22 protein-coding genes are annotated in these 25,531 nt (G+C 68.8%); 7 read left to right on the forward strand and 15 right to left on the reverse strand.

The annotated features are described in order from the left end of the window. Positions 1 to 190 precede the first annotated feature (190 nt). Positions 191 to 859, reverse strand: coding sequence for a DUF308 domain-containing protein (locus ASG71_RS10330; protein ID WP_056738911.1), 669 nt, complete (start codon positions 857 to 859; stop codon positions 191 to 193). A 244-nt stretch (positions 860 to 1,103) separates the two neighbouring features. Here ASG71_RS10330 and ASG71_RS10335 point away from each other — a divergent pair, with 244 nt between their 5' ends. Together ASG71_RS10335 and ASG71_RS10340 are read left to right on the forward strand one after the other, a co-directional pair. Next, complete coding sequence (locus tag ASG71_RS10335) at positions 1,104 to 1,538, forward strand: pyridoxamine 5'-phosphate oxidase family protein (RefSeq protein WP_056738913.1); 435 nt, start codon at positions 1,104 to 1,106, stop codon at positions 1,536 to 1,538. A gap of 39 nt (positions 1,539 to 1,577) precedes the next feature. Beyond that, positions 1,578 to 2,000 carry a very short patch repair endonuclease gene (locus ASG71_RS10340; protein ID WP_056738915.1) on the forward strand — a complete coding sequence of 141 codons (423 nt, stop codon included), beginning with the start codon at positions 1,578 to 1,580 and terminating at the stop codon, positions 1,998 to 2,000. On the opposite strand, the gene ASG71_RS10345 is transcribed toward ASG71_RS10340, so the two are convergent. After that, complete coding sequence (locus ASG71_RS10345) at positions 1,997 to 2,659, reverse strand: TetR/AcrR family transcriptional regulator (protein ID WP_082575043.1); 663 nt, start codon at positions 2,657 to 2,659, stop codon at positions 1,997 to 1,999. The genes ASG71_RS10340 and ASG71_RS10345 overlap by 4 nt on opposite strands. A 120-nt stretch (positions 2,660 to 2,779) precedes the next feature. Here ASG71_RS10345 and ASG71_RS10350 point away from each other — a divergent pair, with 120 nt between their 5' ends. Further along, complete coding sequence (locus ASG71_RS10350) at positions 2,780 to 3,037, forward strand: hypothetical protein (protein WP_235564033.1); 258 nt, start codon at positions 2,780 to 2,782, stop codon at positions 3,035 to 3,037. Between the two features lie 56 nt (positions 3,038 to 3,093). Here ASG71_RS10350 and ASG71_RS10355 read toward each other — a convergent pair whose 3' ends face one another. From ASG71_RS10355 to speB, 10 genes are all read right to left on the reverse strand, one after another. Further along, positions 3,094 to 4,335 carry an McrC family protein gene (locus ASG71_RS10355; RefSeq protein ID WP_235564035.1) on the reverse strand — a complete coding sequence of 414 codons (1,242 nt, stop codon included), beginning with the start codon at positions 4,333 to 4,335 and terminating at the stop codon, positions 3,094 to 3,096. Further along, positions 4,322 to 6,550: an McrB family protein gene (locus tag ASG71_RS10360; RefSeq protein WP_056738920.1), complete on the reverse strand. Its 2,229-nt coding sequence runs from the start codon at positions 6,548 to 6,550 to the stop codon at positions 4,322 to 4,324. Before ASG71_RS10360 ends, ASG71_RS10355 begins: the two co-directional genes overlap by 14 nt. A 197-nt stretch (positions 6,551 to 6,747) precedes the next feature. Then, entirely contained in the window at positions 6,748 to 7,005 is a 258-nt protein-coding gene (locus ASG71_RS10365) for a hypothetical protein (protein ID WP_056738922.1), read from the reverse strand. 123 nt (positions 7,006 to 7,128) lie between these two features. Beyond that, complete coding sequence (locus tag ASG71_RS10370; protein ID WP_056739924.1) at positions 7,129 to 7,557, reverse strand: acyl-CoA thioesterase; 429 nt, start codon at positions 7,555 to 7,557, stop codon at positions 7,129 to 7,131. A 95-nt stretch (positions 7,558 to 7,652) separates the two neighbouring features. Further along, positions 7,653 to 9,707 carry an ABC transporter ATP-binding protein gene (locus tag ASG71_RS10375; protein WP_056738924.1) on the reverse strand — a complete coding sequence of 685 codons (2,055 nt, stop codon included), beginning with the start codon at positions 9,705 to 9,707 and terminating at the stop codon, positions 7,653 to 7,655. Next, positions 9,704 to 11,437 (reverse strand): ABC transporter ATP-binding protein, encoded by a 1,734-nt coding sequence (locus ASG71_RS10380; protein WP_056738926.1) that lies wholly within the window; start codon positions 11,435 to 11,437, stop codon positions 9,704 to 9,706. The genes ASG71_RS10375 and ASG71_RS10380 overlap by 4 nt, the downstream gene beginning before the upstream one ends. A gap of 228 nt (positions 11,438 to 11,665) precedes the next feature. Next, entirely contained in the window at positions 11,666 to 13,801 is a 2,136-nt protein-coding gene (locus ASG71_RS10385) for an MFS transporter (RefSeq protein WP_082575045.1), read from the reverse strand. Positions 13,802 to 13,805: 4 nt separating this feature from the next. Then, on the reverse strand, positions 13,806 to 14,291 hold the full coding sequence (locus tag ASG71_RS10390; RefSeq protein WP_056738930.1) for a MarR family winged helix-turn-helix transcriptional regulator: 486 nt from the start codon (positions 14,289 to 14,291) through the stop codon (positions 13,806 to 13,808). Between the two features lie 199 nt (positions 14,292 to 14,490). After that, positions 14,491 to 16,152: a thiamine pyrophosphate-binding protein gene (locus tag ASG71_RS10395; protein WP_056738932.1), complete on the reverse strand. Its 1,662-nt coding sequence runs from the start codon at positions 16,150 to 16,152 to the stop codon at positions 14,491 to 14,493. Beyond that, a complete protein-coding gene (gene speB, locus ASG71_RS10400) occupies positions 16,149 to 17,237 on the reverse strand; it encodes an agmatinase (RefSeq protein ID WP_056738934.1) in 1,089 nt (362 codons plus the stop codon). The genes ASG71_RS10395 and speB overlap by 4 nt, the downstream gene beginning before the upstream one ends. Before the next feature lie 718 nt (positions 17,238 to 17,955). Between speB and ASG71_RS10405 the strand changes: the two genes are divergently transcribed. Next, a complete protein-coding gene (locus tag ASG71_RS10405) occupies positions 17,956 to 18,780 on the forward strand; it encodes a DUF559 domain-containing protein (protein WP_056738937.1) in 825 nt (274 codons plus the stop codon). Positions 18,781 to 19,059: 279 nt separating this feature from the next. On the opposite strand, the gene ASG71_RS10410 is transcribed toward ASG71_RS10405, so the two are convergent. Next, positions 19,060 to 19,635: a helix-turn-helix domain-containing protein gene (locus ASG71_RS10410; protein ID WP_056739926.1), complete on the reverse strand. Its 576-nt coding sequence runs from the start codon at positions 19,633 to 19,635 to the stop codon at positions 19,060 to 19,062. Between the two features lie 327 nt (positions 19,636 to 19,962). On the opposite strand from ASG71_RS10410, the gene ASG71_RS10415 reads away from it, so the two are divergent. After that, positions 19,963 to 21,489, forward strand: a complete 1,527-nt coding sequence (locus ASG71_RS10415) for a sodium:solute symporter (RefSeq protein ID WP_056738939.1) — start codon at positions 19,963 to 19,965, stop codon at positions 21,487 to 21,489. Between the two features lie 154 nt (positions 21,490 to 21,643). Here ASG71_RS10415 and ASG71_RS10420 read toward each other — a convergent pair whose 3' ends face one another. Further along, positions 21,644 to 21,877 (reverse strand): hypothetical protein, encoded by a 234-nt coding sequence (locus ASG71_RS10420; protein WP_056738941.1) that lies wholly within the window; start codon positions 21,875 to 21,877, stop codon positions 21,644 to 21,646. A 301-nt stretch (positions 21,878 to 22,178) separates the two neighbouring features. Between ASG71_RS10420 and ASG71_RS10425 the strand changes: the two genes are divergently transcribed. Continuing rightward, positions 22,179 to 23,375, forward strand: a complete 1,197-nt coding sequence (locus ASG71_RS10425) for a VIT1/CCC1 transporter family protein (protein ID WP_056738943.1) — start codon at positions 22,179 to 22,181, stop codon at positions 23,373 to 23,375. Positions 23,376 to 23,389: 14 nt separating this feature from the next. Continuing rightward, positions 23,390 to 24,307, forward strand: coding sequence for a matrixin family metalloprotease (locus ASG71_RS10430; protein WP_235564045.1), 918 nt, complete (start codon positions 23,390 to 23,392; stop codon positions 24,305 to 24,307). A gap of 90 nt (positions 24,308 to 24,397) precedes the next feature. On the opposite strand, the gene ASG71_RS10435 is transcribed toward ASG71_RS10430, so the two are convergent. Continuing rightward, positions 24,398 to 25,531 (reverse strand): LOG family protein, encoded by a 1,134-nt coding sequence (locus tag ASG71_RS10435; protein ID WP_056738947.1) that lies wholly within the window; start codon positions 25,529 to 25,531, stop codon positions 24,398 to 24,400.

Consider the following 25,531-nt stretch of genomic DNA (forward strand, 5'->3'; position numbering starts at 1 on the left):
CCAAACAATGCCTAAGGGTAACTGAGACCGCGATCCGGCCGTAAGAGTTATCCACACCCCTTTTTGCCCCACAGAGCGCACATGGTCACAGCAGGCGGACCTTGCGATTCCCGAGACGGCAAAGGGGCGTTGCAGAAGCCACGCTTCCGCAACGCCCAGCCGGCTGGCGGGGTCCTGCGACCCCGCTGTCCTACTTCTTGCTGTCGGCGCCGAGCCCGGAGCCGCTGCAGCTTGCCATAGCCCCCTGGCCCGCTCCCGAGTTCTTGGAAATCGACTTTCCATCAATCAGGATTTCGCAGCCGACCTTCGCCGCGGCATTCGTGAAATCACCGGTGACCGTCAGCGAGACGAACTCCGAATTCTTCACCGTCTGCTCCTTCTTCCAACCACCCATCACGTCCTCCGAGGACATCCCGCCGCTGGTCCAGTAGCTGACGGATGCCTTGCCGTTCGTAGTCACGACGTACTGCATCTTGTGCTCCGAGTTGAGCGCCTGGTCCGCCGAGGACACCGCGGCGGAGACGACGGCCATCCAGATGGCGGCGATCACGATGGCCAGCACGCCAAGGACCAGGCCCGCGATCGCTGAACCCTTCTTGGCGAACTTGCGGGTGGCGCCGATGATGCCGAACAGCACGGCGAGCGGACCCAGGATGAAAGCGATAACGCCCATCACCGGAATGAACGAGAAGACGACCGCCACGATGCCGATGACCAGGGCGGCGACGCCCCAGCCATTACCCCGCTGCGCCGGCGCAGCGGGAGTGGCACCGGAAGCAGTCGGAACGGCACCCGCGGACGAAACAGTCGACGTCGGCTGATCCGCGGCCGCGGTGCCGTGCGAATTGAAATTGCTCATGATTTCCCCATGTTTTCTGGCCAGGCTGCGCCTGGCGGTGAAGTGTCCGGGCCCGCGCGCCCCCAATGGCGCAAAGGCGCATCCTGCCAGCGGCCAAATACTCAGAATTTCCTGCGAATCGACCCGTGGCGGCGATGCAAACCGAACAAGGGAGACGGTAAGGACAGGGTCCGACAATAAAGCGTGAGGCCCGACAGCACACTTGGCTCTGGCGCTTTTCTACAGCACCCAGAACAATGGGCCCATGATGTTCGAACACACAGACGGCAACCCGATCCTGCGCCTGGAGGAGGACGATTCGTGGAAGCTTATTGAGGGAACACAGCACGGGCGGCTCGTGGTCACCGTCGCGGGGGAACCGGACATTTTTCCGGTGAATTACGCGGTCAGCGACAAGAAGTTGTATCTGCGCACCGCGCCGGGCAACAAGCTCGCCGAGCTGACTATCAATTCCAAGGTCCTGTTTGAAACGGACGGCATCCTCTCCGACGAGGCCTGGTCGGTCGTGGTCCGCGGTACGGCCCGGGTCCTGGAGAACTCCGCAGACATCGCCGCCGCGGAAGCGCTGGGGCTCAAGCCGTGGGTGCCGACGCTCAAGGACTTCTACGTGGAGATCGCCCCGATCTCAGTCAGCGGCCGGCATTTCCAGTTCGGCGAACACCCCGAGCGGGAGATTTAGGCCGCCTCCGGAGCAAGGCCCGCCGCCTAGACTGAAGCCATGGCGGACAGTCTGACCCCGGAGCGGCGCAGCTGGAACATGTCGCGCATCCGGGGCAAGAACACCAAGCCTGAATTGCTGGTCCGCCGGATGCTGCACGCCAAGGGGTACCGGTACCGTCTGCACGGCTCGGCCCGCGGCGGCCGCCTTCCGGGCAACCCCGACCTGGTTTTCGCCAGCCGCCGGAAGGTCATCTTCGTCAATGGCTGTTTTTGGCATTTTCACGGCTGCCGGGTCGGCCAGCACGCCCCGAAGTCCAATGCCGAGTTTTGGGAAACCAAACGGGCCAGGACCAGGGCGCGCGACGCCGAGCAGCGCCGGGCGCTGGAAGGCGCAGGGTGGGAGGTGCTCACCGTGTGGGAGTGCGAACTCAAGGACCGCTCGGCCCTGGAACAACAGCTGGACAGCTTCCTGCGCAGCTAGGCCTGATGGTGCGCGATCAGCCATTCGGCCATGACGCGGGCGCGACCAGCAGCGGCCCGGTCTCCTCCAGCCGCCGCCACGATCGACCCCTTCATCAGGATGTACCAGGACCGCGCGAAGCTCTCCGGCTCGCGCAGCGCCGCTTCCTCGGCAAGGCTCTGGACGTGCCCGCGGATCTTATCGAGGTAATCGATGCTGGCCCGGCCCAGCGGGTGCGTGGGCCCCATCTCCAGCAGGATGTTCACGAACGAGCAGGCCTCAAAGTCGTCGCGCGCGAACCAGTCGGCAAAGACATCGAAGATGGCAAGGAGCTGCTCGGACGGCGTGCTGCCGCGGCGCCGCGCCTCCGAAATGATCGTGGCCACGGTCCACTGCCGGTCTCGGCGCTCCAGGAACGCCAGGACCAGTTCGTCCTTGGAACCGAAGTGCCGGTAGAAACTGGCCTTCGCGACCCCGGACCGGCTGATCAGCTCGTTTATGCCGACATCACGGACGCCACGACGCGAAAATAATTCGTACGCCACATCCAAAATGCGTTCATGGATGCCGGTAGTCTCAGCACCACCGGCGATGGTCTCACCGCCGGCTACAGGAGCGCCACCGCTGCCCGAGGGGTCGGGCGGCGGAGGTTCAGCCTGGGATTTGCTTGAAAAAGACATCAAAATAATCGTACCGCTGCACGAGACAGACTGGTCTCTTCCGGGTTAAGATCGAACCTCGGGGACTATGACGCTATCGACCGGTATGTGGGGATACTACTTACTCCGCAGGAGAGCACCATGCCACACTTGTTGTTGTCTACCGAGACCCGCACGCGGCACGCCGCCCGGAGCCCCGAAACACCTGAGGATCTGGAGCCCCTGCGCCGGCAGGTCTCGGCCATCATCGATGCGATACTCAACGACACCAAACCGGATGAGGCCCCCGTCCGGGAACAGCTCCGCCACCATGTCGCGGACAATCCCGGGGAACCGGAAAAAGCCCTGCTCAACCACCTGCTCGCCATTTCCACGGCTGTCCAGGACGAACCCGCCTAAAGCCTGCCGACCAGATAGCACTGGTCCGGGGACGCAGGTTCCGCCACGGCCCAGGTTCAGCGGCTGATGGCTGCCTGGCGCACCACTTCGCCCCAGGACTGCTGGGCGAGGTCCGCCACCGCGGCCAGGATGCCCGACGGCGGCAGCGACAGGTCCAGCGGGTATTCGACGACGTCGATGTCGGTGTTCAGGATCCGGCGCAGCTTGATCTCGCCTGCCCCCGGGTAGACCAGCCACGCCGTGGGCACCCGCAGCGAGGTGCAGTACGCCAGCATGCGGTAGTGGTCCCCGGAGAGCGAGGCGCCGACGTCGGACGCTGCCGTGTACTTGGCGTCGTACACCATCACCGGCCGGCCGCCGAGCAGATGCACCGCGCCCGGCTGGACCATAATACGGTCCGAATCCCGCACGGCTTCGTTCAACATGGCGTTGTAGCGGAGCCGCATCTCCCCCGGGTAGGCGGCCATGGCCTCCCGCAGCGCGGTCCCGACGAAGTCCTCGAAAACCTTGGACATGTCCACCACGAACGACGCCGAGTGCTGCGTTCCGTCGCCCGCCTCGGCGGAGGCGTTGCGCAGGATCACCTCGGACAGCCGCAGGGCGGCGTGGTAGCGCAGGTTCATCCGGCTGGCCCGCCACGCCGGCAGCGGCGCGCCGGACTGCAGCCGGGTCACGGCGTCGAGCTTGCCCTTGAGGCGGCGCAGCCGGCTGAGTACGTCGGCCCGCACGCCCGGCACCTGCGCCATGCGTTCGAGGGCCGCGCGCAGGATGCGGTTTTCCGGGATGTCCTCGGTGAACTCGTCATAGGAGACCTCGAGGGGAACCAGCATGCCGGGACGCCGGGAGATCTGGTCCGACATCCGGATCCGCCCCTTGACGGTACGCAGCGACTCATCGACGGTGAGGTACCCCTGCAGCACCCCGCGGCTCAGCGCACGATCGGCCAGCTGCGCGAGGGACTCGGCAAGGGCGCTCCAGAGGTCGGTGTCCTCGACGGCGGCGACGGGGTCGTCGCGGAAGCCCTGGTCCTCCGTGTAGCCGAGCAGGAACAGCAGCCGGTCCAGGCCGAGCCGCTCCTTGGGCCGGACTTCCACCTGCACCGACGGGGTGCGGACGGAGCCGACCTTGCCGACCGGTTCGATCCGGAACAGACCCATGCCCAGCGGCGAGGCCTTCGCCAGTCCGCTGCCGTTGAGGTAGGCGGCGCTGCCGGGGTCGAGGCGCTCCACCACCCCGCCGGACAGTTCGTCCAGGACGATGTGGCGGACCCGGCCGGCGGCTGGGCTAGGCACGCGCAAGGCGGGACAGCAGCTGCTCCAGGCCGAACCGCTCCTGAAGCTGCGCCCGGTTGAGCTGGCCGTGGTAGTGCTCCTCCAGCAGCGGCATCAGCTCGTACTTCCAGATCCGGCGCAGCCCTTGGGGGGTCTGTGCGGCCTGCTTCATGAAGTAGGACGGCCCGATCATCAGGTCGCGGTCCCATTCGTCGATGGCGTTGTTCAGCTCATCGAGCAACAGCGCCGGCGTCGTGTCCAGGTCCCGGGCCTGCAGGAACCGCAACAGCGAGCCCTTCACCGGTTCCGTCTTGGGGTGCAGCTCGATGAAGGAGAACCGGCGGCGGATCGCGGCATCCATCATGGCGATCGAGCGGTCCGCGGTGTTCATAGTGCCGATGATGTAGAGGTTGTCCGGCAGCGAGAACGGTTCCGTGGGGCTGTACTGCAGGTAGATCCGGTCATCGCGGTACTCCAGCAGGAAGTACAGCTCGCCGAAGACCTTCGCCAAGTTGGCCCGGTTCATCTCGTCGATGATCAGGAAGTACGGCTTGTTCTCGTTGCCCGGCTTGGCCGCCTCCTCGGCCAGCCGCCGCAGCGGCCCGGCGACCAGCTTGAAGGAGACCTGGCCGTCGTCGGTCTTGTCCGGCCGGTAGCCCTCGAAGAAGTCCTCGTAGGCGTAGGAGGGGTGGAACTGGACCAGCTTGACCCGCTCGTCGCTGGTGTCGCCGGCCAGCTCGGCGGCGAGGTGCTTAGCCAGGTAGGTCTTGCCGGTGCCGGGCGGGCCGTAGAGCACCAGCTGGCGGTTCTCCTCCAGCAGTTCGGCGATTTCCTGCAGCGGTTCGAGGTCCATGTGCAGGGACGCGGCGAACTCCGCGGACAGTGGGCGGAAACCCTCGCAGGGTTCGACGGCGGCGTCCGGCTCGGTGCCGTCGGCGTCCTCCGCCTCGGCTTCGGCCGGAATGAGCGAGTCGAGCGCCTGGATCACCCGGGTGACGTCGACGATCAGGCCGGAGCTGGCCAGTTGCCGCTGCACGTGCCGGGGCAGCTCGGCCATGGCATGGACCTCGTCGAACCAGCGGACCTTGCGGCGCAGTCGGCGGTTGTCGTCCTGGTGTTCGGGCTCGCCGAGCACCACACCCACCCGGACGGTGCCTGCGGTCTGGTACAGGACCAGGTCGCCGGGCTTCATCACGGTCAGGAACGCGAAAATCGCGCTCTTGGTGTCCTCACGTTCGACGTAGCTGAGGTGCTTGTAGTCCTCGTCGACGGCGTGCTGGACCAGTCCCGCGGTGACGCCGGGATCGAGCAGGCGGAGGTGTTCGACGTCGAGCGTCACCGCTTCCTCGTCGTGCCAGGCGGCGATGACCTCGGCATTGTCATGGTGGCTGCGCAGCAGCCAGGCGCGGCGGCCGGGGTCGCCGACCTTCCGCCACTGGCTGACCAGCTGCCGGGAGTACCAGTCGATCCGCTGCCCGGCCTGCTCGTCGAGGTGCAGCCGGATCCGGTGGATGTCCGCGGAGACTTCCTCGTCGGAGTCGCCCTTGGCGCCGCCGACCAGGGAAGCGAAGGCGTCGCGGATCTCCTGGCGTTCGACGTCGGCCACGACGGGTTCGAAGTAGGCCGGCCAGACCAGGAACTCGATGCTGCGCCGGATCGCGGGCTGGTCGTCGGGGGTGCCCATGGTGAGTTCATGGAAGGCGAGCGGGTCTTTGACCGCTGCCTGGACGACGCCGGCGGGGCGTTGGGCGACGTGCCGGACGAAGCGGCACAGCCACTTGAGATGGTCCCAGATGGTCCAGTTGAACTCGGCGGTCCGGTCCCGGATGACGCCGTGGTCCGTCATGCCGGCGTACAGCTCGTCGGGAAGCTCCAGCGGCGGCTCCAACCACGATGCGGCCTCGGCCACCCGTGCCCGCTTGACCTTGAGCGACTTGACCTCGTGCGCCAGCGGCAACGACTGCAGGAACAACAGCTCGACGGCCAGCTGCTTGGCCCCGCGGGTGGCGCCCTCCAGGTTTTCGCGAAGGTTGGTCATCATTGGCGCCTTGGGGTCCGGGACGCCCCGTTCCAGCCGCTCCAGCAGCTCCGAAGCAGCCGCCACGGACCAGGTCCGGGTGCGGCCGTCCAGCGGCGAAGCCTTCCCCAGCAGGCCCGGCCCCAGCACAAACCACGCCGCGTCTTCGATCTCCTTGGAGATGCCGAGGGCGCGGTGCATGGCGGGCTTTTTGTTGGGGGTCATCCCTTCAATTTACAGGCTTAAGCTGGGCGCCCGCATCACGACGGCTCCCTGCAGCAAAACTTAATTACCGGCGGGTAGCTTTCCGGGGACCGTCGGCGCGGCTCCGGAAAGGGTGCCGGCGCGGCCTCGTTGGAGGCCGCGCCGCGGGGTCCTATCCCGCCCGGACGAAGGGGCCCGCGAACGCGCGGCCGGGAGACTTATTTGGCGGCCGGGTGGCGCTTCACGCCGAAGGTGAAGTACGTGCCAGGACCGACGAAATTGATCAGGGTTGCCGCCCGCCACAAGGCCTTGCTCCCGCGGATCTCCTCCGCGGGGCGGCGGGAGATATCCCGCTGCGCCGCGACCAGCAGCGACAGCTGCACGATGGCCGCGGTGATGGTGCCGAACTTCGCCATCGGCGAGAGTTCCTTCCAGGTCTTCTTCTTGCGCGCCGTCGCCTTGCTTCGCTTGGCCATGGTCGGTGCTCCTAGCTCTCGTCGTCTGCCGCTACCGGCGGGGCCCGTCCAGTCTAGGACCCATCACATCGCCCAAGGTAGGGCCAGGGTGCTCGGGGGCCGCGGGCCCCTCAGCCGGTAAGGTCAGCCGGCGGCGGAGCGGATGTAGGGGGCCAGCTTGGCTTTCTGGTCGGGGGTCAGCCGCAGCACCCGGCCGGTCACCTCGTCCACGAAGGCCAGGTGGCTGCTCGCTTTGACGCAGTCCTCCCCGGTGACGGGATCCTGGACGAGGTAGTGGATGTCGAAGCTGGCGCCCTTGACCGCGCCGATCCACAGCTGCACCACCGCGGGCACGTTGCGGTATTCCAAGGTCCTGACGTAGCGGATCTTGTGCTCCACCACCAGCGCCAGGGTTCCCTCCGGGACGTCGTTAAACAGGGACACCTCGGGTTCGATCCCGGGCAGGCCGGCTCCGCGTGGCGGCCCGAAGGCCGCGATCCGGGCTTCCTCGAGGATCCGGACCAGCTGCACGTTGTTGATGTGCCCGTAGGCGTCCATGTCGCCCCAGCGCATCGGCACCCTGACCTCCAGCCGCCGAGGCGCCACCGCGGCCGCGTCGCTGAACTCCGTCCCGCCGTCGGGCATCCCGGCGTCGGGCATCCCGGCGCTCAACTGTGCACCGCCGTCGGCTCTTCCTCCAGCGACGCGTCCGCGTCCTCCCCGGCGAACTGGGACATGTAGAGCCGGTAGTACGCACCTCGGAGTTCCAGCAGCTCCGCGTGGCGGCCCTGCTCGACGATCCGGCCGGCCTCCATCACCAGGATGGTGTCGGCGTCCCGGATGGTGGAGAGGCGGTGGGCGATCACGAAGCTGGTCCGGTCCGAGCGGAGCGCCGCCATCGCCTTCTGCACCAGGGCCTCGGTGCGGGTGTCGACCGAGCTGGTGGCCTCATCCAGGATCAGCAGCGAGGGGTTGGCCACGAAGGCCCGGGCGATAGTGATCAGCTGCTTTTCGCCCGCGCTGACGTTGTTGCCCTCCTCGTCGATGACCGTGTCGTAGCCGTCCGGCAGCGCCCGCACGAAGCGGTCCACGAACGTGGCCTTCGCGGCGGCCATGATCTGGTCCTCGGTGGCGTCCAGCTTGCCGTAGCGGATGTTCTCGTAAATGGTCCCGCCGAACAGCCAGGCGTCCTGCAGCACCATGCCCACCTTGGAGCGCAGCTCCGCGCGGCTGAGCCGGGTGATGTCCACGCCGTCCAGGGTGATGGTTCCGGCGTTGAGCTCGTAGAAGCGCATCACGAGGTTCACCAGGGTCGTCTTGCCGGCGCCGGTCGGGCCGACGATCGCGACGGTGTGGCCCGGTTCGGCGGTGAAGGACAGGTCCTCGATCAGCGGCTTGTCCGGGGTGTAGCTGAAAGTGACGTGCCGGAACTCGACGTGTCCGTCGGTCTTGGCCGGAAGCTGCTCGGTGGCGGTCTCCGCGTTTTGTTCGTCGGCGTCGAGGAACTCGAAGACGCGCTCGGCGGACGCGACGCCGGACTGCAGCATGTTGGCCATTCCGGCCATCTGGCCCAGCGGCTGGGTGAATTCGCGCGAGTACTGGATAAACGCGGTCGCATCTCCCAGGCTCATCCCGCCCGAGGCCACCCGTAGGCCGCCGACGACGGCGATGCCCACGTAGCTGAGGTAGGAGACGAACTGCATGACGGGCATGATCATGCCGGAGACGAACTGGGCGCCGAAGCTGGCCTTGTAAAGTTCCTCGTTGCGTTCGTCGAAGCGGGCCAGCATGTCCGCGTCGCGGCCGAAGACCCGGACCAGGTCATGGCCGGAGAACGACTCCTCGATCTGGCCGTTGAGGTCCCCGGTGTTCTTCCACTGCGCGGCGAAGAGCTTCTGGCTGCGGGCGCCGATGATGCCGGCGGCCACGCCGGAGAGCGGCAGGGCGATGAGCGCGATCAGGGCCAGCTGCCAGGACACGATGAACATCATGATGACGATGCCGATCACCGTCAGCGCCGAGTTCACCAGCTGGGCGAAGGCCTGTTGCAGCGCCTGCTGGATGTTGTCGACGTCGTTCGTGACGCGGGAGAGGGTGTCGCCGCGCTGCCGGGTGTCGAAGTAGTTCAGCGGGAGCCGGTTGAGCTTCTTCTCGGTGTCATCACGCAGCTTCCGGACCACGCGCATGACCAGCACGTTGAGCACATAGCCCTGCAGCCACAGGAAGATGTTCGCGACGAAATACATCACCAGCACCACGCTGATCAGGAACGCCAGCTTTTGGAAGTCGATGCCGGCACCGGGCACCACGTCCATCCGCGCCAGCATGTCGGCGAAGTTGTCCTGGCCCTGGGCGCGCAGGCCGTCAATGAACTGGTCCTTGGTGGCGCCGGGCGGCAGTTGCTTGCCGACGACGCCGCTGAAGATCACGTCCATGGCCTGGCCGAGGATCCGGGGTGCGATCACGTTGAGGACGACGGCGACCGTCACCATCGCGAGGACGGCGGCGATGCCGGCGCGCTCGGGTTTGAGCAGGCCCATCAGCCGCTTGGCGGAGGGCCAGAAGTGCTGGGCTTTCTTGGCCGGCACGGCGCCGAACATGCCGCCGTCGGCTTCTCCGGGGGTGAACTCCTCCTCGTGGAAGTCCTCCTCGGCGGCGTCCGCAGCGCCGTCCGCACGGGCCGTTCCTGCGGCGTCGGGGCCGGGCTTTTGGTTGGTGCTCACGCGATGGCCTCCGCGGTCAGCTGGGATTCGACGATTTCCTGGTAGGTGGTGGAGCTGGCGAGGAGCTCCTCGTGGGTTCCGCGGTCCACGATCCTGCCGTTGTCCAGCACCAGGATCTGGTCCGCGTCAGCGATGGTGGAGACGCGCTGGCCCACGATGATGACCGTGGCGTCAGCGGTTCTGGCCTTGAGGGCCTTCCGCAGCCGGGCGTCGGTGGCGACGTCCAGGGCGGAGAAGGAGTCATCGAAGAGGAAGACCTTGGGTTCGGTCACAAGGGCCCGGGCGATGCAGAGCCGCTGGCGCTGGCCGCCGGAGACGTTGGTGCCGCCCTGGGCAATCCGGGCGCCGAGGCCGTTCTTCTTCTCGCGGACGAAGTCGGCGGCCTGGGCGACGGTGAGGGCGTCCCAGAGTTCCGCGTCGGTGGCCTCGGACTTTCCGAAGCGCAGGTTGTGCTCGATCGTGCCGGAGAACAGGTAGGGCCGCTGCGGCACCATGGCCACGCGGCCGGTGATCTCGGCACGGTCCAGGTCGGTGACGGGGACACCGTCGAGCAGCACCTCGCCGGAGCCGGCGTCGTAGAGCCGCGGCAGCAGCGCCAAGAGGGTGCTCTTGCCGGCGCCGGTGGAGCCGATGATCGCCACCGTCTGGCCCGGCTCGGCGGTGAAGCTGATGTCGCTGAGCACCGGGGCCTCGGCGCCCGGGTAGGCGAAGGAGACGTTGCGGAATTCCACCCGGCCGGCCTTGGCTGCTGGGGTGACGGGCGCGGCCGGTTCGTGGAGGGAGGGCTCGACGTCGAGCACCTCGCCGATGCGGTCGGCGCAGACCGAGGCGCGCGGGATCATCATGGCCATGAAGGTGCCCATCATGACGGCCATCAGGATCTGCAGCAGGTACTGCAGGAAGGCGGTCAGCGAACCGACCTGCATCTCCCCCGCGTCCACCCGCTGGCCGCCGAACCACAGCACGGCGGCGGTGGAGACGTGCAGGATCATGCCGATGGCCGGGAACATCAGCACGAACAGGGCCCCGATCTTCAGCGAGACGTCGGTGAGGTCCTTGTTCGCCGTGCCGAAGCGCTGCGCCTCGTGCGGTTCGCGGACGAAGGCGCGGACGACGCGGATGCCGATGATCTGCTCGCGCAGGACGCCGTTGAGCCGGTCGATCTTGGTCTGCATGGCGCGGAAGAGCGGCATCAGCCGGACCACGAGGTAGCCGACCACCACGACCAGCAGCGGGACGGACACCCAGACCAGCCAGGAGAGGTTGAGGTCTTCACGGAGGGCCATGACGATGCCGCCGATGCACATGATCGGGGTGGCGACCATGAAGTTCAGGCCCATCAGCATGAGCATCTGGACCTGCTGGACGTCGTTGGTGCCGCGGGTGATCAGCGTGGGGGCGCCGAAGACGTTGACGTCCCGGGCGGAGAAGCTGCCGACCTGGCGGAAGACCGCCCGGCGCAGGTCCCGGCCGAAGGCCATGGCGGCCTTGGACCCGAAGTAGACGCCGGCGATCGCGGTGACGACCTGGATGAGGGCGACGCCGAGCATCAGGCCGCCGGTGCGCCAGATGTAGTCCGTGTCGCCGCGGGAGACGCCCTCGTCGATGATCTGGGCGTTGAGGCTGGGCAGGTAGAGCGCTGCGATGGTGGAGGCCAACTGGAATATGACGACGGCCGCGATATACGGCAGATACGGCTTGGAGTAGCGCCGTATGAGGGTGACAAGCATGCCCACGGGTCCTTTGGGGAGGGTCAAAATGCTGAGAAGAAAGTAATAGCAGCCCGGGCCGACACCCTGAGCTGTCCCACTCTACGGAATCTCCCGCCGGGGCAACACCTCCGGGCCGTGCTGGAAGCGATCAGCTTGGCCGGGGGCCCGCCGCCGCAGGGGACGCAGCGGCCCCGCAGCGCCCGGGGGTCCGGGTGGTGCGGGGCCGCTGTGGCGTGCCGGGGAGCGCTATTCGCTGCGGTGCCGGCCGTGCGTGGCGATGTAGTCCGCCGCCGCCCGCTGCAGCTTCCGTTCCTTGGCCAGCTGACGGCGCAGGGTGGTGAGCTGCTCGCTGGCCTTGGCCTGCTCGGCGGCGATGGCGCGCTGCTCCGCGGCCTGCTCCTGGACCGCGCGCAGGGCCTCGGAGAGCTGCACCTGCTGTTCGGCCAGCAGCTGCTGGGTGTGCAGCAGCAGCGGCAGCAGCTCCGCGGCGTCGGCCCTGGTGTCCGTCTCGGCCAGCATGGTCCGGGACCGGGGGCGGGCGCCTTCGGCCCGGGCCTCGCCGTCGCGGCGGCTTTCCGGGGAGAACCGCGCGGCTTCCGGGAAGCGGGAGCCGTTGGCGCGCTGCCGGCCCAGGACCTCGATGAACTCGCGGTCCAGGTCGACGATTCCGCTGGCGGGCTGCGGTTCACCGTCCGGGGTGGCGGCGTTGGCCGCGCCGTGGGCGGGGCTCGCGACCACGCCGCTGGCGGCAGCCACGCCGTCGGCGTCTGCTCCGGACCCGGTGACGGCCGCAGCGGCTGTCGCCTCCGGCTGGATGTCCACCGTGCGGCGCAGCGGCTTTTCCTTGATGAAGAGGATGGCGACCAGGGCGATGATGCCGATCACTGCGGAGATCAAGAAGATTTCCGCCGTGGCGTCACCGTAGGCGGCGCGCATGATGTCGCGGATCTGCGGGGGCAGGTCCTTGAGGTCCATGCTGCTGCCCGCCGAGCCCCCGGTGACCGGAATGCCGGCGGCGGCCAGGCCCTCGGTGGCCAGTTCCTTGACCCGGTTGCCGAGCACGGCGCCCAAGACCGAGACGCCGATTGCGCCGCCCACGGAGCGGAAGAACGCGACGGAGGCGCTGGCGGTGCCGATGTCGGTGGCGCGGACGGTGTTCTGCACGGCCAGCACGAGGTTCTGCATCAGCAGGCCCAAGCCGAGGCCGAGCACGGCGGTGTAGAGGCCGGTCACCCACAGTTCGGTGGTGTGGTCGATGGTGCCGGCCAGGCCGAGGCCGCCGATCAGCAGGATGGACCCGGCGATCAGGTAGCGCTTCCACTTGCCGGTGCGGCTGATCAGCTGGCCGGAGAGCACCGAACCGATCAGGTTGCCGGCGATCATCGGCAGCGTCAGCAGGCCGGCCTCGGTGGGGCTGGCGCCCCGGGCTACCTGGAAGTACTGGCCGAGGAAGGCGGAGGAGCCGAACATGCCGACGCCCACGGCCACGGAGGCCAGGATGGCCAGCGCGGTGGTGCGCTCGGAGATGATCTTCAGCGGGATGATCGGCTGGGCCACGCGGGATTCGACGAACACCAGCAGGGCCAGGAGGGCAACGCCGCCGCCGACCATCGCGGCCGTCTGCCAGGACCACCAGTCGTAGTACTCGGGGTTGCCGGCGAAGGACACCCAGATCAGCAGCAGGCTGACGCCGGAGGTCAGCAGGATGGAGCCGAGCCAGTCGATCTTGGCGGGGCGCTTCACGTGCGGCAGCTTCAGGGTGATCTGCAGCAGGATCAGGGCGACGATGGCCAGCGGGACGCAGACGAAGAAGGTCCAGCGCCAGCCGAGCGGGCTGTCGACGATGAAGCCGCCCAGCAGAGGGCCGCCCGCGGTGCCGACGGCCATCACGGCGCCCATGTAGCCGGAGTACTTGCCGCGGTCCCGCGGCGGGATGATCGAGCCGATGATCGCCTGGGCCAGGGCGGTCAGGCCACCCATCGCCACGCCCTGAATCACCCGGGCGGTCAGCAGCAGCGGGATGGTTTCGGACAAACCGGCCATGACGGAACCGGCGACGAAGATCACGATGCTCAGCTGGACGAGGAACTTCTTGTCGAACAGGTCCGCGAGCTTGCCCCAGATGGGGGTGGTGGCGGCGTTCGCCAGCAGCGCGGCGGTGATGACCCAGGCGAAGTCGGTCTGGGTGCCCTTGAGCTCCGACATGATGGTCGGCAGGGCGTTCGCCACGATGGTGCTGCTGATGATGGCGGTGAAGAACGCCGCCAGCAGCCCGGTCAGGGCCTCCATGATCTGGCGGTGGCTCATGGCCACCGGAGGTGCTGGATGTGAGTGCGGTGTGGGAGCCGGGGATGGCCCGGCGGCGGCAGCGTGGCTGGCCATGGTTTTACTCCTCAACAAAGGTGGTCGTGTCGGTGGATCCGGCCGTCTTTGCCCGGGCTGAACTCCGAAGGGATTCAGCGAGTTTCTTCAGGGTGCGCGCGGTCTCTTCGACGTCGTCCTCGCTCCAGTCCTGGAGGAAGGCCTGCAGGGTGGCCGCGCGCTGGGCCTCGATGGAGCGGAGCTTTTCGACTCCCGCCGGCGAGAGCGCGATCAGCTGCGCCCGCCCGTCTTCCGGGTCCGGCCGGCGGACCACGTAGCCCTGCTCCAGCAGCTCGGCGAGGTGCCGGCTGAGGACGGGAGCGCTGACGCCGAGCCGCTCCGCGAGGCGGGTCGCCCGGGTCTCGCCCTCCCCCACGAAGCGCAGCACGCCCTGCAGCGCCACGCCCGTGTCTTCGCCGCGGAGGTTGGCCGCGGCAACGCAGCGGACGGCGCGCTGGAGGTCGAAAATCTGATGGACCAGTTTGGCCGCAGTGCTCGATGCAACTGACATGAAAGGACACCCCTTAATTACTTGCCCGAAGCAACAATAGCTTAATTTGATTGCTTTGGGAAACTAAGAAGCCCCTCCCGCCCCTGCGCGAACGGACACTTGAGGCCCCGAATCCGCTCGGATTCGGGGCCTCAAGTGTCCGTTCGCGCTATGGAGGGTGTTGGTTAAGGGGGTGAGGGCGGGTGACGCGGGGACGGGGTTAGACGTCCAGGTGCGTGGGGGCGAACATCTTGAGCAGGGTTTCGACGACGACCACGTTCGGGCCGTCCGCGGCGAAGCCCGTCTTCAGCGCGTCCCCGACATCCTCGGGCGCCACCCGGACGGCCGGGACGCCGAAGGCCTCGGCGAGCTTGACGAAGTCCGGACGGGCCAGCTCGGTGGCGGTGGCCTTGCCGAAGGCGCCCACCATGTATTCGCGCAGGATGCCGTACCCGCCGTCGTCGACAATCAGCCAGGTGACCGGCACGTTGTGCTGCTTGGCAGTGGCCAGCTCCGAGATCGAGTACATCGCGGAGCCGTCGCCGGAGACCGCGAGCACGCGGGACGAGCCGCCGGGCGTCCCCGTGGTTTCCAGGCCCACGGCGCCGCCGATCGCCGCCGGGAAGCCGAAGCCCAGGCCGCCGGCACCCTGGGCCGAGTGGAACTGGCCCTCGCGGGCGTCCCAGCAGCTCCAGGCCCAGTAGGCGGAAATCGTCATATCCCAGAAGGTCTGCATCTGCGCGGGCACGGCCTCGCGGATGTCGGCCATGAACTTCAGTTCCTTGCCGAGGTCCTGGGATTCCAGCCGGGCCTTGACCTTGGCCAGGGTGTCCTTGACCAGGCCCTCCGGCGTGCGGCCGTGCCAGTCCGGCCGGGCGTCCGCGGAGACCAAGGCCTCGTCCAGGGCCGCGAGCGCCTGGCCGGCGTCGGCCCGGATACCCAGGCCGGGCCGGTTGGACTCGAGCACGCGGGGTTCGGCGTCGATCTGGATGATCCGGCCGCGCGGTTCGAAGGTGAAGTAGTTGGAGGTGACTTCACCCAGCGAGGACCCGATGACGACGAGCACGTCGGCGTCCTCGAGCAGCTCGGTCATGTACTGGTCCTCGATCCAGGACTGGAGCGAGAGTTCGTGGTTCCACGGGAAGGCGCCGTTGCCACCGGGGGTGCAGATGACCGGCGCGCGCAGCTTCTCCGCGATGGACAGCAGCGACTTCTCTGCGTGCCCGCGCCGGGTGCCGCCGCCGGCGATGATCGCCGGCCGCTTCGCCTCGGACAGCCAGTGCACCGCCTCGCGGACCAGCTCCACCCGGGGCGGGTTATCCGCGGCCTCGGCGAGGGCGTCCTCCACCGGGGGCACCATGATCGGGTCCAGCAGCACGTTCTGCGGGATTTCGATCCATACCGGGCCCTGCGGCGAGGAGATGGCCTCGGTCCAGGCGTCCTGGATGGCCGAGGGGATGCCGGAAGCGTGCTGGATCAGGCGCTGGCTCTTGGTGACGTTGGCGGCGGAGGCCTTCTGGTCATCGAGCTGGTGCAGCATGCCCTTGCGGCGGGCGCCCAGTCCTTCGAGCGGGATCTGGCTCGCCACGACGACCATCGGCACGCCGGTGGCGTAGGCCTCCTGCAGCCCGGCCAGGGAGGTCAGTGCGCCCGGTCCGGTGGAGAGGAAGAGCACTCCGACCTCGCCGGTGGCGCGGGAGTACCCGTCGGCGGCGAAGGCCGAGTTGTTCTCCACCCGGGAGGAGACGAAGTGCAGGTTGCCGCGGCCCATCGCGTCGAAGAGGCCGAGGGCGTGCTGGCCGGGGATCCCGAAGACGGTCTTGGCGCCGAGCGCCTCGAGGGTTTCGACGACGAGGTCTCCGCCGTTGCGCACGCCGGTCACAGCGCAGCCCCGGTCTCGGCGGGACGGGTTCCGGCGGCGGCGAAGCCGGCCGGGCGGCGGGATTCCTGGCCAAGGGCCTGCGCGGCGTAGCCGTTCGGCGCGCCGGCACGGTCGCCGTCGACGGCGTTGTCCGCCATCAGGGTGACAAGTTCGTAGGCGACGTGGCTGGCCGCGACGCCGGTGATCTCGGCGTGGTCGTACGCGGGGGCGACCTCGACGACGTCGGCCCCGACGAGGTTCATGCCGCGGAAGCCGCGGATAATTTCGAGCAGTTCACGGCTGGTGAGGCCACCGGCTTCCGGTGTTCCGGTGCCCGGGGCGTGCGCGGGGTCGAGGACGTCGATGTCGACGGAAATGTAGAGCGGGCGGTTGCCGATCCGGTCGCGGACCTTGGCGACGGTTTCCAGCACGCCCTGGTAGTAAACGTCGGCGGAGGTGACGATGCCGAAGCCGAAGCGGTGGTCGTCGTCGAGGTCCTTTTTGCCGTAGAGCGGGCCGCGGGTGCCGATGTGGCTGATCGCCTCGGTGTCGAGGATGCCTTCTTCGACGGCGCGGCGGAACGGGGTGCCGTGGGTGTATTCGGCGCCGAAGTAGGTGTCCCAGGTGTCCAGGTGCGCGTCGAAGTGCAGCATGGCGACGGGCTGGCCGGCGCGTTCGGCGGCGGCGCGGAGCAACGGCAGGGCGATGGTGTGGTCCCCGCCGAGGGTGAGCAGCTTGCTGCCGGAGGCGGTCAGGTCCAGCGCGTTCTGCTGGATGGTCTCGATCGCGTCGTTGATGTTGAACGGGTTGACCGCCATGTCGCCGGCGTCGGCCACCTGGATGTTTTCGAACGGGCTGACGTCCCAGGCCGGGTTGTAGGGCCGCAGCAGGCGGCTGGCTTCCCGGACGTGGTTGGCGCCGAAGCGGGCGCCGGGCCGGTAGGAGACGCCGGAGTCGAACGGCACCCCGACGACGGTGACATCGGCCTTGGAGACCTGGTCCAGGCGCGGCAGCCGGGCGTAGGTCGCGGCCCCGGCGTAGCGCGGGATGCGGGAGGAATCGATGGGGCCGAGGTTGCCGTTGGCTTCGATGCGCAGCTCTTCCACGAGTGGCGTCTCCTTAGGGGGTGGTCCGGCGGGTGTGATTGCCATCATACACTTCAAGTTGCCTGTGGCGCATCAGTTGTTTACCTGACTACCACCGGATGTGGTACCCCGAGAGCTGCCGGGCCGCCCGGTTGTCCAGTTCTCCGCGAGGGCCGGACGTTCCTCCCCGGTTACTGGCCGGCACTGGTCTCACCGCCCGGCCGAAACAGCGCGGATCCGCGAACTCCGGCTGCCGCGGGACGCTGGCCGGGGAAGTAACTGGGCGGGAGTGTACACGGCCGGCGGCGCGGAGCCGTTTCGGCCACCCCGCCTGCCCGGCCTTCGGAGCTGGCGGGGCGCTCCTCCCCAGTTACCGGGCTGCCTTCAGTCTCGCCGCCCGGCCGAAGCCGCGCGGATCCGCGGATTTTGGCTGCCGCGGCACGCTGGCCGGAGAAGTAACTGGGCGGGAGCGTACACGGCCGGCGGCCGGGTCTTTTCGGCCACCCCGCCTGCCCGGTTCTCCGCGAGGCCGGACGTTCCTCCCCGGTTACTCGCTGCTGCCGACCCCGCCGCCCGGCCAGGCCCTTGCATTTCCGCGGAATTCAGTCATCCGGGCACGGGTGCCAGGCCAAGTAACTGGGCGGGAACGCCCGGGGCCGGCGAACGCGGAGCCGCAAAGTTGTCCAGTTAGCAGGGTTTCCCGGTTCCAGCCGGGGCGGCCGCTGCCTGCACTTGTCCTATGGATCCCCTCGTTTACCTGACCCAGCTGGGCGGCATTGCCCGGACCGGCCAGTTCCTGTCCGCAGGCTACAGCCGCCGGGATGTTGCCCGGCTTGCCCTGGTTGCCCGCCAGCCGCGACGGGGCGTCTTTGCCTTGCCGGACTGCAAGCCCGAGTTCCTTGCTGCCCTGCAACACAACGCCCGGGTCAGCTGTGCCAGCGCCGCCAATCACTACGGCTTGTGGCTGCGGGATCCGCCCGCCCGGCACCACTTGGCGTGCAACCACGGACACGGCCGCGGCTTCGTCCGGCACCGGACGGTGCGGTTCGAGGGGCCCGCGGAGCTTCCCGTGGCCGCCGTCGAAGATGTGGTGCTGCATGCCCTGGGCTGCCTCGCTCCCCCGGCGTCCACCGCTATCGCGACGTCGGCCATGCGGCTGCTCGGCGTCCCGCTGGAACTGTTGCAAGCAGAACTCACCGCCGACCGGTCCGGGACTGCCCGGCAGTCCCTGCGGCTACTGGATCTGCGGGCCGAGTCCATCGTGGAAGTGGACGCCCAGCATCTCTTCAGGACCAACGGATTCGGCTACGACGCCCAGGTCATTTTGCCCGGCATCGGCAGGGTCGACTTCCTGCTCGAAGGGTTCTTGATCGTCGAAGTGGACGGCTTTGCGTTCCACTCGAGCCGGAAAGACCTTCGTCGGGATCTCCAGCGGAACAATGCCGCGACCCTCAGTGGTTTCGCGTCGCTCCACTACATGCCCGAGGACATCTGGTTCGAACCGCAGCGCGTCCTGGCGGAGATCCGGGCGGTCCTGGCGAAGGGACCGCGGCAGACCCGTTAGGGCAGGGTCACAGGGCGGACGCTCCCGCCCGGTTACCTGGCCGGCCGCGGCAGGACTTCCGCGGCAATCCGGGGTTCTTGGCGCGGTGGCCGCGGCGCTGCCGGGAGTAACTGGGCGGGAAGGCCCGGGCGCTGAGGGGTCCAGGGGCGGACGCACCCGCCCGGCTACCTGGCCGGCCGCGGCAATCCGGGTTTCTTGGCGCGGTGGCCGCGGCGCTGCCGGGAGTAACTGGGCGGGAAGGCCCGGAGCCCCGAAGGATTGAGGCTTGGTACCAGAAGCCTAGCGGCTGGCGGCGGGGACCAGCACCCAGAGGACCTCGACGGGTTCGTCGGCGGGGTTGATCCAGGTATGCGGCTCCCGGCCGGGGAAGGTGACGGTGTCGCCGGTTTCCAGCTCGAACTCCTCGTTGGTCAGCACCAGGCGGATGCGGCCCTTGACGACGTGCAGCACGTCGACGTCGCAGTCCACGGCGTAGAGCTCGGATTCGCCACGGCCCCGGGGTTCGATCACGGCCTGGATGATCTGGACCCGGCGTTCCGAGCGGGCCGTCAGCAGGCGTTCGACGATGCCCTCGCCGCCGAGCGAGATCCGGGGCCCCTCGCCCTGCCGGGTGAGATGGGTTTCCGGAGCGGCAAACAGGTCCCCGATCGAGATGGACAGGACCTGGCACAGGGTCACGAGTGAGCTGACGGACGGCGAGGTCAGGTCCCGTTCGACCCGGCTAAGGAACCCTTTGGTCAGGCCGGTGGCGTCGGCTACCTGCTCGATGGTGAGCCGCTGCGATTGCCTGGCGGCACGGATCCGGGAACCAATAACAACGGGAACGTTGCTTGGTTCAACGGGAAGAGCTTTCATCTGGGAACCTTTCACGGCCGGCCGCCCGGCCCCGTACTGGAGCCAATCCTAGCCCCCCCGGGGCGCGGGAGGGCCCGCCGGGACACGGGGCCGAATCACCTTGACTGTTGTGGGGATCACACCTTACTGTTTGGCAACAAGTGTTGCCTATGAGGCAATGATTCGGGGTCCGGCCGCAGACTCCGGCCGAAGGCTCCGGTCTTCAGCCCCGGCGTCCGGCCACCGACGCCAATCCCCGTCAGCCCCAATCCGTCTGGCATCGCCGATCACCGGCCGCAATGTTGCGGTCCGGCGGCGTCGCCGCCCAACCGCTCCGAGGAGCATTCAATGGACGCAAGTTTCGTCAACATCGCCATCGTGGTGGTCTATCTGATCGCCATGCTGGCCTTCGGATGGTGGGGTAAATCCCGCACCAAGACCAATAGTGACTTCCTCGTAGCCGGACGCCGGCTCGGCCCGTTCCTTTACACCGGCACCATGGCCGCCGTCGTCCTGGGCGGCGCCTCGACCGTCGGCGGCGTCGGCCTGGGCTACAAGTTCGGCATCTCCGGGATGTGGCTGGTGGTCGCCATAGGCGCGGGCGTCCTGCTGCTGAGCCTGCTGTTCGCCAGCACCATCCAGAAGCTGAAGATCTACACCGTCTCGCAGATGCTGAACCTGCGCTACGGAAGCCGCGCCACCCAGACCTCCGGCATCGTCATGCTGGCGTACACCCTGATGCTCTGCGCCACGTCCACCAGCGCGTACGCCACGATCTTTGTGGTCCTCTTCGGCTGGGACCGCGCACTGGCCATCGCCATCGGCGGCGCAATCGTCCTGGTCTACTCGACCATCGGCGGCATGTGGTCCATCACCCTGGCCGACCAGGTCCAGTTCGTGATCAAGACGGTGGGCATCTTCCTGCTCATGCTGCCGTTCACGCTCAACGCCGCCGGCGGCATTGACGGAATCCGCAGCCGCGTCGAGGACAGCTTCTTCCAGATCGACGGCATCGGCGTCCAGACGATCATCACCTACTTCGTCGTCTACACCCTTGGCCTGCTGATCGGCCAGGACATCTGGCAGCGCGTCATCACTGCCAAGACCCCCACGGTCGCCCGCTGGGGCGGGGCCACGGCCGGCATTTACTGCATCCTCTACGGCGCCGCCGGCGCCATGATCGGCCTCGGCGCCCGGGTGGCCCTGCCGGACATCGACGTCAAGGCCCTCGGCAAGGACGTTGTCTACGCCGAGGTCGCCACGAACCTGCTGCCGATCGGCATCGGCGGCCTGGTCCTCGCCGCGGCCGTTGCCGCCATGATGTCCACCGCCTCCGGCGCCCTGATCGCCGCGGCGACTGTGGCCCGCGCCGACGTCCTGCCGTTCGTCGCCAGCTGGTTCGGCAAGCACATCAGCACCGATGACACGGACAACCCGGAACACGACGTCCGGGCCAACCGCCTCTGGGTCCTGGGCCTGGGGATCGTGGCGATCGTGATCGCGATCATCACCAAGGATGTCGTCGCCGCCCTCACCATCGCCTACGACATCCTGGTGGGCGGACTGCTCGTCGCGATCCTCGGCGGCCTGGTGTGGAAGCGCGGGACCGGAGCGGCAGCGGCAGCCTCCATGGCGGTCGGCTCGGTGATCACCCTCGGCACCATGATTGTGCTGGAGGTCAACGCCGAGGTGCCGCTGGACGGCATCTACGCCAACGAACCCATTTACTACGGCCTGCTGGCTTCCGCCGTGGTCTACCTGGCAGTTTCGCTGCTGACCAAGCCCACGGATCCGGCCGTCATGCGGCACTGGCAGGAACGTGTCGCCGGCGGCGCAGTTGCCGAGGAGGACAAGGCACCGGCGCTCAGCCACTAGCAGGACGACGCCGGCCGGGCAGCGCGGGCAGCCGCGGCTGCCCGGCGGGGCCGGCAACAGTTCCGGACACGACGACGGCGGCGCTTCCCTCCGCGGGGAGGCGCCGCCGTCGTCGTGTCTGCGGCTGCCGGAGCGCCCGGCGCACCGCCGCCGTTTACTCCTCGTCCTCCGGGGCCCGGAATTCGTCCGCGTCGGCGGGCTCGATGGGCTGCTCGTCGCCCAGGAAATCTTCCGCGTCCAGGGGCACGAGCCGGTCGGCTTCCTCCAGCAGTTCCTCGTCGACGGTTTCGGCGTCCCCCACCGGGGCGTCCTCGGCAAAGTCGTAGGCGGGATCCGACTCAACGGAATCCCTGGCCGGCTGGGCGGAATGTGGTCCGGTGGTGTCCATGGTGCAACCTCCGTGCGGTGGGGCGGCGGCAGTGGCGTGCGGACCGCCGCGGGTGCCGCAGGGCGGTCCCGGAAGCGGCCGGGCGGGCCTGCCGTTGAACCCGCCCAGGCCTTTATTCGAACACCGCGGGCGGTGGCGGTCAAGGGTCCGGAAGCCGCACCGCGGGGGATGCTAAGGTCGCTTACTTTACGGTGCGCCGAAACTTTCCGCTGAGGATTACCGGCCGAAAATCCGCGGAAATCCGGGGTAGGCTGGGGTGGCAATGGGGCCGAACCATGCCCCGTCAACCCAGGAGCTTTCCGTGTCCCAGCACGCGCCATCTGACCACAACCAGTCCGGACCCGACCGCACCGTGCCCTCCGCCGTGCCCGGTCCCCGGCCCGTGCCCTCCGCCGCGCCCGGACCGGGGGCGGCGTCGCCGGCGAGCGCCGCGGACATCAAGCGCTGGCGCCAATACCTCGCCGATGAACGGGCCGAGGCCGCCGTGTACCGTGACCTCGCGCAGAACCGCAGCGGCGAAGAACGCGAGATCCTGCTGGCCCTGGCCGAGGCGGAACGGCGCCACGAGGCGCACTGGCTGCAGCTGCTCGGCGGCCAGGCCGGCAAACCGCGGCCGGCGTCGCTGCGGAGCCAGTTCCTGGGCTTCCTGGCCCGGCACTTCGGCTCGGTGTTTGTCCTGGCGCTCGCCCAGCGCGCCGAAAGCCGCTCCCCCTACGCCACCGATCCACATGCCACCCCCGCGATGGTCGCCGACGAGCAGATCCATGAGGAAGTGGTCCGCGGCCTGGCGACCCGCGGCCGCAACCGGCTCGCCGGCAGCTTCCGCGCCGCGGTCTTCGGCGCCAACGACGGCCTGGTCAGCAACCTGTCGCTGGTCATGGGCATGGCGGCGTCCGGCGTCGGCAGCTCCGTGGTCCTGCTCAGCGGCGTCGCCGGGCTGCTGGCCGGGGCCTTGTCCATGGGCGCCGGCGAATTCATCTCCGTTCGCTCCCAGCGCGAACTCCTCGCCGCAACCCGGCCCACCCAGGTGACCCTGGCCGCGGCCCCGTCACTCGACATCGAACACAACGAGCTGCTGCTGGTGTACCTGGCCCGCGGGATGTCCCGGGAGGCGGCCGAGCACCGCGTCGCGGAACGGATGGGCCTGCGGGACTGCGACTGCGATCCCAGCCTGTCCCTCCGCCCGGAGCTGCCCGAGGCCGAGGACCAGCACGAGGCCGTTGGCACGGCCTGGAGCGCGGCGGCGTCGAGCTTTTGCTTCTTCGCCTCCGGCGCCATCGTGCCGATCATTCCGTTCCTGCTCGGCATGACCGGCATTGCCGCCCTGGTGGTATCGGCTGCCCTGGTGGGCATCGCACTGCTGCTCACCGGCGGCGTCGTCGGGCTGCTCTCCGGCACCTCCCCCGCAAGCCGCGCGTTCCGCCAGCTGGGCATCGGCATCGGCGCGGCCGCCGTCACGTACCTCCTTGGCATGGCCTTCGGCGCGGTGGTCGCCTAGTGGACGATCCCGGGTTGAGGCCGCGCGGGCCGCGGCACAGCCGCGCCCGCGGGTCGGCCCGGGTGGTCCGCGACCTGGCCGCCGTGGTCCTGATCGGGTGTTCCGCGTTCCTCGCCGCCGGCCTGGTCTACGGGGATCCCCGTTTCGTCGGGTTGTTCGAATTCAACGACGGCGCCCGCGCCCAGCCCGCCGCGCCGGCCGCCCATCCGACGGCCAGTCCGGTGGGTCGGCAGGCCGGAGTTCCGGAGGACGGCTCACAGATGGCCGTTCCGCCGCCGGGTTACGAGGAGCAGGACCAGCCGCTCGGACACCCGGCGCCGCCGCCGTCGTCCAGCGCCTCCTATAAATTCCTGGCCGCCAACGCCGACGGCACCCCCGTGGGCTACTCCCCCTGCCGGCCGCTGCACTACGTGGTCAACGCGTCGCTCGCCCCGGAGGGCGCCGGGCAGCTGGCGGAAAACGCGATCAGGACCGTGTCCGAGGCAACCGGGATCAAGTTCGTCAACGACGGCTCCACGACCGAGAATCCCTCCCCGTCCCGCGCGCCCTACCAGAAGGAGCGCTACGGCGAGCGCTGGGCGCCGCTGCTGATCGCGTGGACCACCCCCGAACAGGCGCCGCAGCTCAAGGGCGCCGTGATCGGCACCGGTGGCAGCACGCACTTCAGCTTCGGCGACGGGCCCAAGAGCTTCGTCACCGGCAGCCTGGAGCTGGACGCGCCCCAGATCACCGACGAACTGCGCCGCGGCGACGGTTCGGCGTACGCCACCGCCGTGATCCTGCACGAGCTCGGCCACGTGATGGGCCTCGAACACGTCGACGACCCGACCCAGCTGATGTATCCCGAGATCGGCGCACCCGACGGGCTGGCCGCCGGTGACCTGACCGGCCTGCACGAGCTGGGCCGCGCCCCCTGCCGCAAGGACCTCTGAGCCCCGCCGCGCCGTCGGGCACGCCGCGCCGCGCGCTGCCGGGCACGCCGGGTTCCGAACGCTGCCGGGCGCGCCGGGCTCCGGCCGCGCCTAGCGGTCGAGGACGGCGAGGGCCTCCTCGACGCTGTCGACCAGGAAGATCCGCTGCTCCATCCGCCGGCCCGAGGCGAGGCTCTGCAGCAGCGGCCAGGCCGGGAATCGGCGCAGCCAGTGCTCGGCGCCCACCAGCACCATGGGGGTGATGGTCTCCGGCGCCCCGTAATAGTTTTCGCAGGCGTCCTGGAAGATCTCCTGCACGGTGCCGCCGGAGCCCGGCAGGAAGATCACACCGCCGTTGCACAGCTCCAGCAGGATCGCCTCACGGATGGCGTTGGCGAAGTATTTGGCGATGTGCGTGGCGAAATAGTTCGGCGGCTCGTGGCCGTAGAACCAGGTGGGAATGCCCAGGGACGGGGTGCCGTCCGGGTGGCGGTCGACGACGGCGGCCGCGGTCCGTGCCCAGGCCGAGACCGAGGGCCGGAACCCGGGCACGGCGGCGAGGCTGGCCAGCGCCCGGTCGAAGTCCGCTTCGGCGGCGTTGCTGAGGTAGGCGCCGAGGTTGGCCGCCTCCATGGTGCCGGGACCTCCGCCGGTAGCGACCACCCGGCCGCTGCGGGCCAGCATGCGGCCCAGCTGCGCCGCCCCGGTGAAGCCGGCCGAGCCGCGGCTCGCGGCGTGCCCGCCCATCACCCCCACCATGGTCCGGCCGCGGCACAGTTCGGAGCGCGTCAGCTCCTCCAGGGCGTCGCCGATCGAATGGTCGTGCAGCGCGGCGGCGAGCGTGGCGTCCAGGCGGTGCCGCTGGCCGGGCCGGATGCTCCACTGGTACACCCGGGCGTCCAGGGTGTCCTCATAGCGGTTGTGCTCGACGCCGGCGTACAGCTCCTGCGGGGTGTAGAGCTGGCCGCGGTAGGGGTTGAAGGGCACCGCCTCCAGCTTGGGGAAGATCAGGGCGCCGCGGCTGCGCAGTGATTCCTCGACGCCGTCATCGAAGCTGCAGCCCAGGAAGATGGCGCCCTGCGCGTCGAGTGCTTCGAGCGGTTCGCCCCGGCCGCGCAGGTCCAGGGACTGCAGGTGCCAGCCGTGCATGCTCCGGGCGCCGGCCGCGACCAGCCGGTCGAAGGCGTCGAGGCTCTCGACCTCCAGCGTGCGCGGGCTCGGGTGCAGGCTGCGGGCGGCGCTCAT

The organism is Arthrobacter sp. Soil763, assembly GCF_001428365.1.
Classification (GTDB): domain Bacteria; phylum Actinomycetota; class Actinomycetes; order Actinomycetales; family Micrococcaceae; genus Arthrobacter.

What these genes read in the sequence shown, in the direction of transcription:
- ASG71_RS10380 (WP_056738926.1), bottom strand. Translation starts at nt 11,437, where the DNA reads ATGCTTGTCACCCTCATACGGCGCTACTCCAAGCCGTATCTGCCGTAT.
- ASG71_RS10350 (WP_235564033.1), top strand. Translation starts at nt 2,780, where the DNA reads ATGCCACACTTGTTGTTGTCTACCGAGACCCGCACGCGGCACGCCGCC.
- ASG71_RS10385 (WP_082575045.1), bottom strand. Translation starts at nt 13,801, where the DNA reads ATGGCCAGCCACGCTGCCGCCGCCGGGCCATCCCCGGCTCCCACACCG.
- ASG71_RS10345 (WP_082575043.1), bottom strand. Translation starts at nt 2,659, where the DNA reads ATGTCTTTTTCAAGCAAATCCCAGGCTGAACCTCCGCCGCCCGACCCC.
- ASG71_RS10330 (WP_056738911.1), bottom strand. Translation starts at nt 859, where the DNA reads ATGAGCAATTTCAATTCGCACGGCACCGCGGCCGCGGATCAGCCGACG.
- ASG71_RS10420 (WP_056738941.1), bottom strand. Translation starts at nt 21,877, where the DNA reads ATGGACACCACCGGACCACATTCCGCCCAGCCGGCCAGGGATTCCGTT.
- ASG71_RS10370 (WP_056739924.1), bottom strand. Translation starts at nt 7,557, where the DNA reads ATGCGCTGGGGCGACATGGACGCCTACGGGCACATCAACAACGTGCAG.
- ASG71_RS10335 (WP_056738913.1), top strand. Translation starts at nt 1,104, where the DNA reads ATGATGTTCGAACACACAGACGGCAACCCGATCCTGCGCCTGGAGGAG.
- ASG71_RS10405 (WP_056738937.1), top strand. Translation starts at nt 17,956, where the DNA reads ATGGATCCCCTCGTTTACCTGACCCAGCTGGGCGGCATTGCCCGGACC.
- ASG71_RS10340 (WP_056738915.1), top strand. Translation starts at nt 1,578, where the DNA reads ATGGCGGACAGTCTGACCCCGGAGCGGCGCAGCTGGAACATGTCGCGC.
- ASG71_RS10365 (WP_056738922.1), bottom strand. Translation starts at nt 7,005, where the DNA reads ATGGCCAAGCGAAGCAAGGCGACGGCGCGCAAGAAGAAGACCTGGAAG.
- ASG71_RS10435 (WP_056738947.1), bottom strand. Translation starts at nt 25,531, where the DNA reads ATGAGCGCCGCCCGCAGCCTGCACCCGAGCCCGCGCACGCTGGAGGTC.
- ASG71_RS10410 (WP_056739926.1), bottom strand. Translation starts at nt 19,635, where the DNA reads ATGAAAGCTCTTCCCGTTGAACCAAGCAACGTTCCCGTTGTTATTGGT.
- ASG71_RS10390 (WP_056738930.1), bottom strand. Translation starts at nt 14,291, where the DNA reads ATGTCAGTTGCATCGAGCACTGCGGCCAAACTGGTCCATCAGATTTTC.
- ASG71_RS10415 (WP_056738939.1), top strand. Translation starts at nt 19,963, where the DNA reads ATGGACGCAAGTTTCGTCAACATCGCCATCGTGGTGGTCTATCTGATC.
- ASG71_RS10360 (WP_056738920.1), bottom strand. Translation starts at nt 6,550, where the DNA reads ATGACCCCCAACAAAAAGCCCGCCATGCACCGCGCCCTCGGCATCTCC.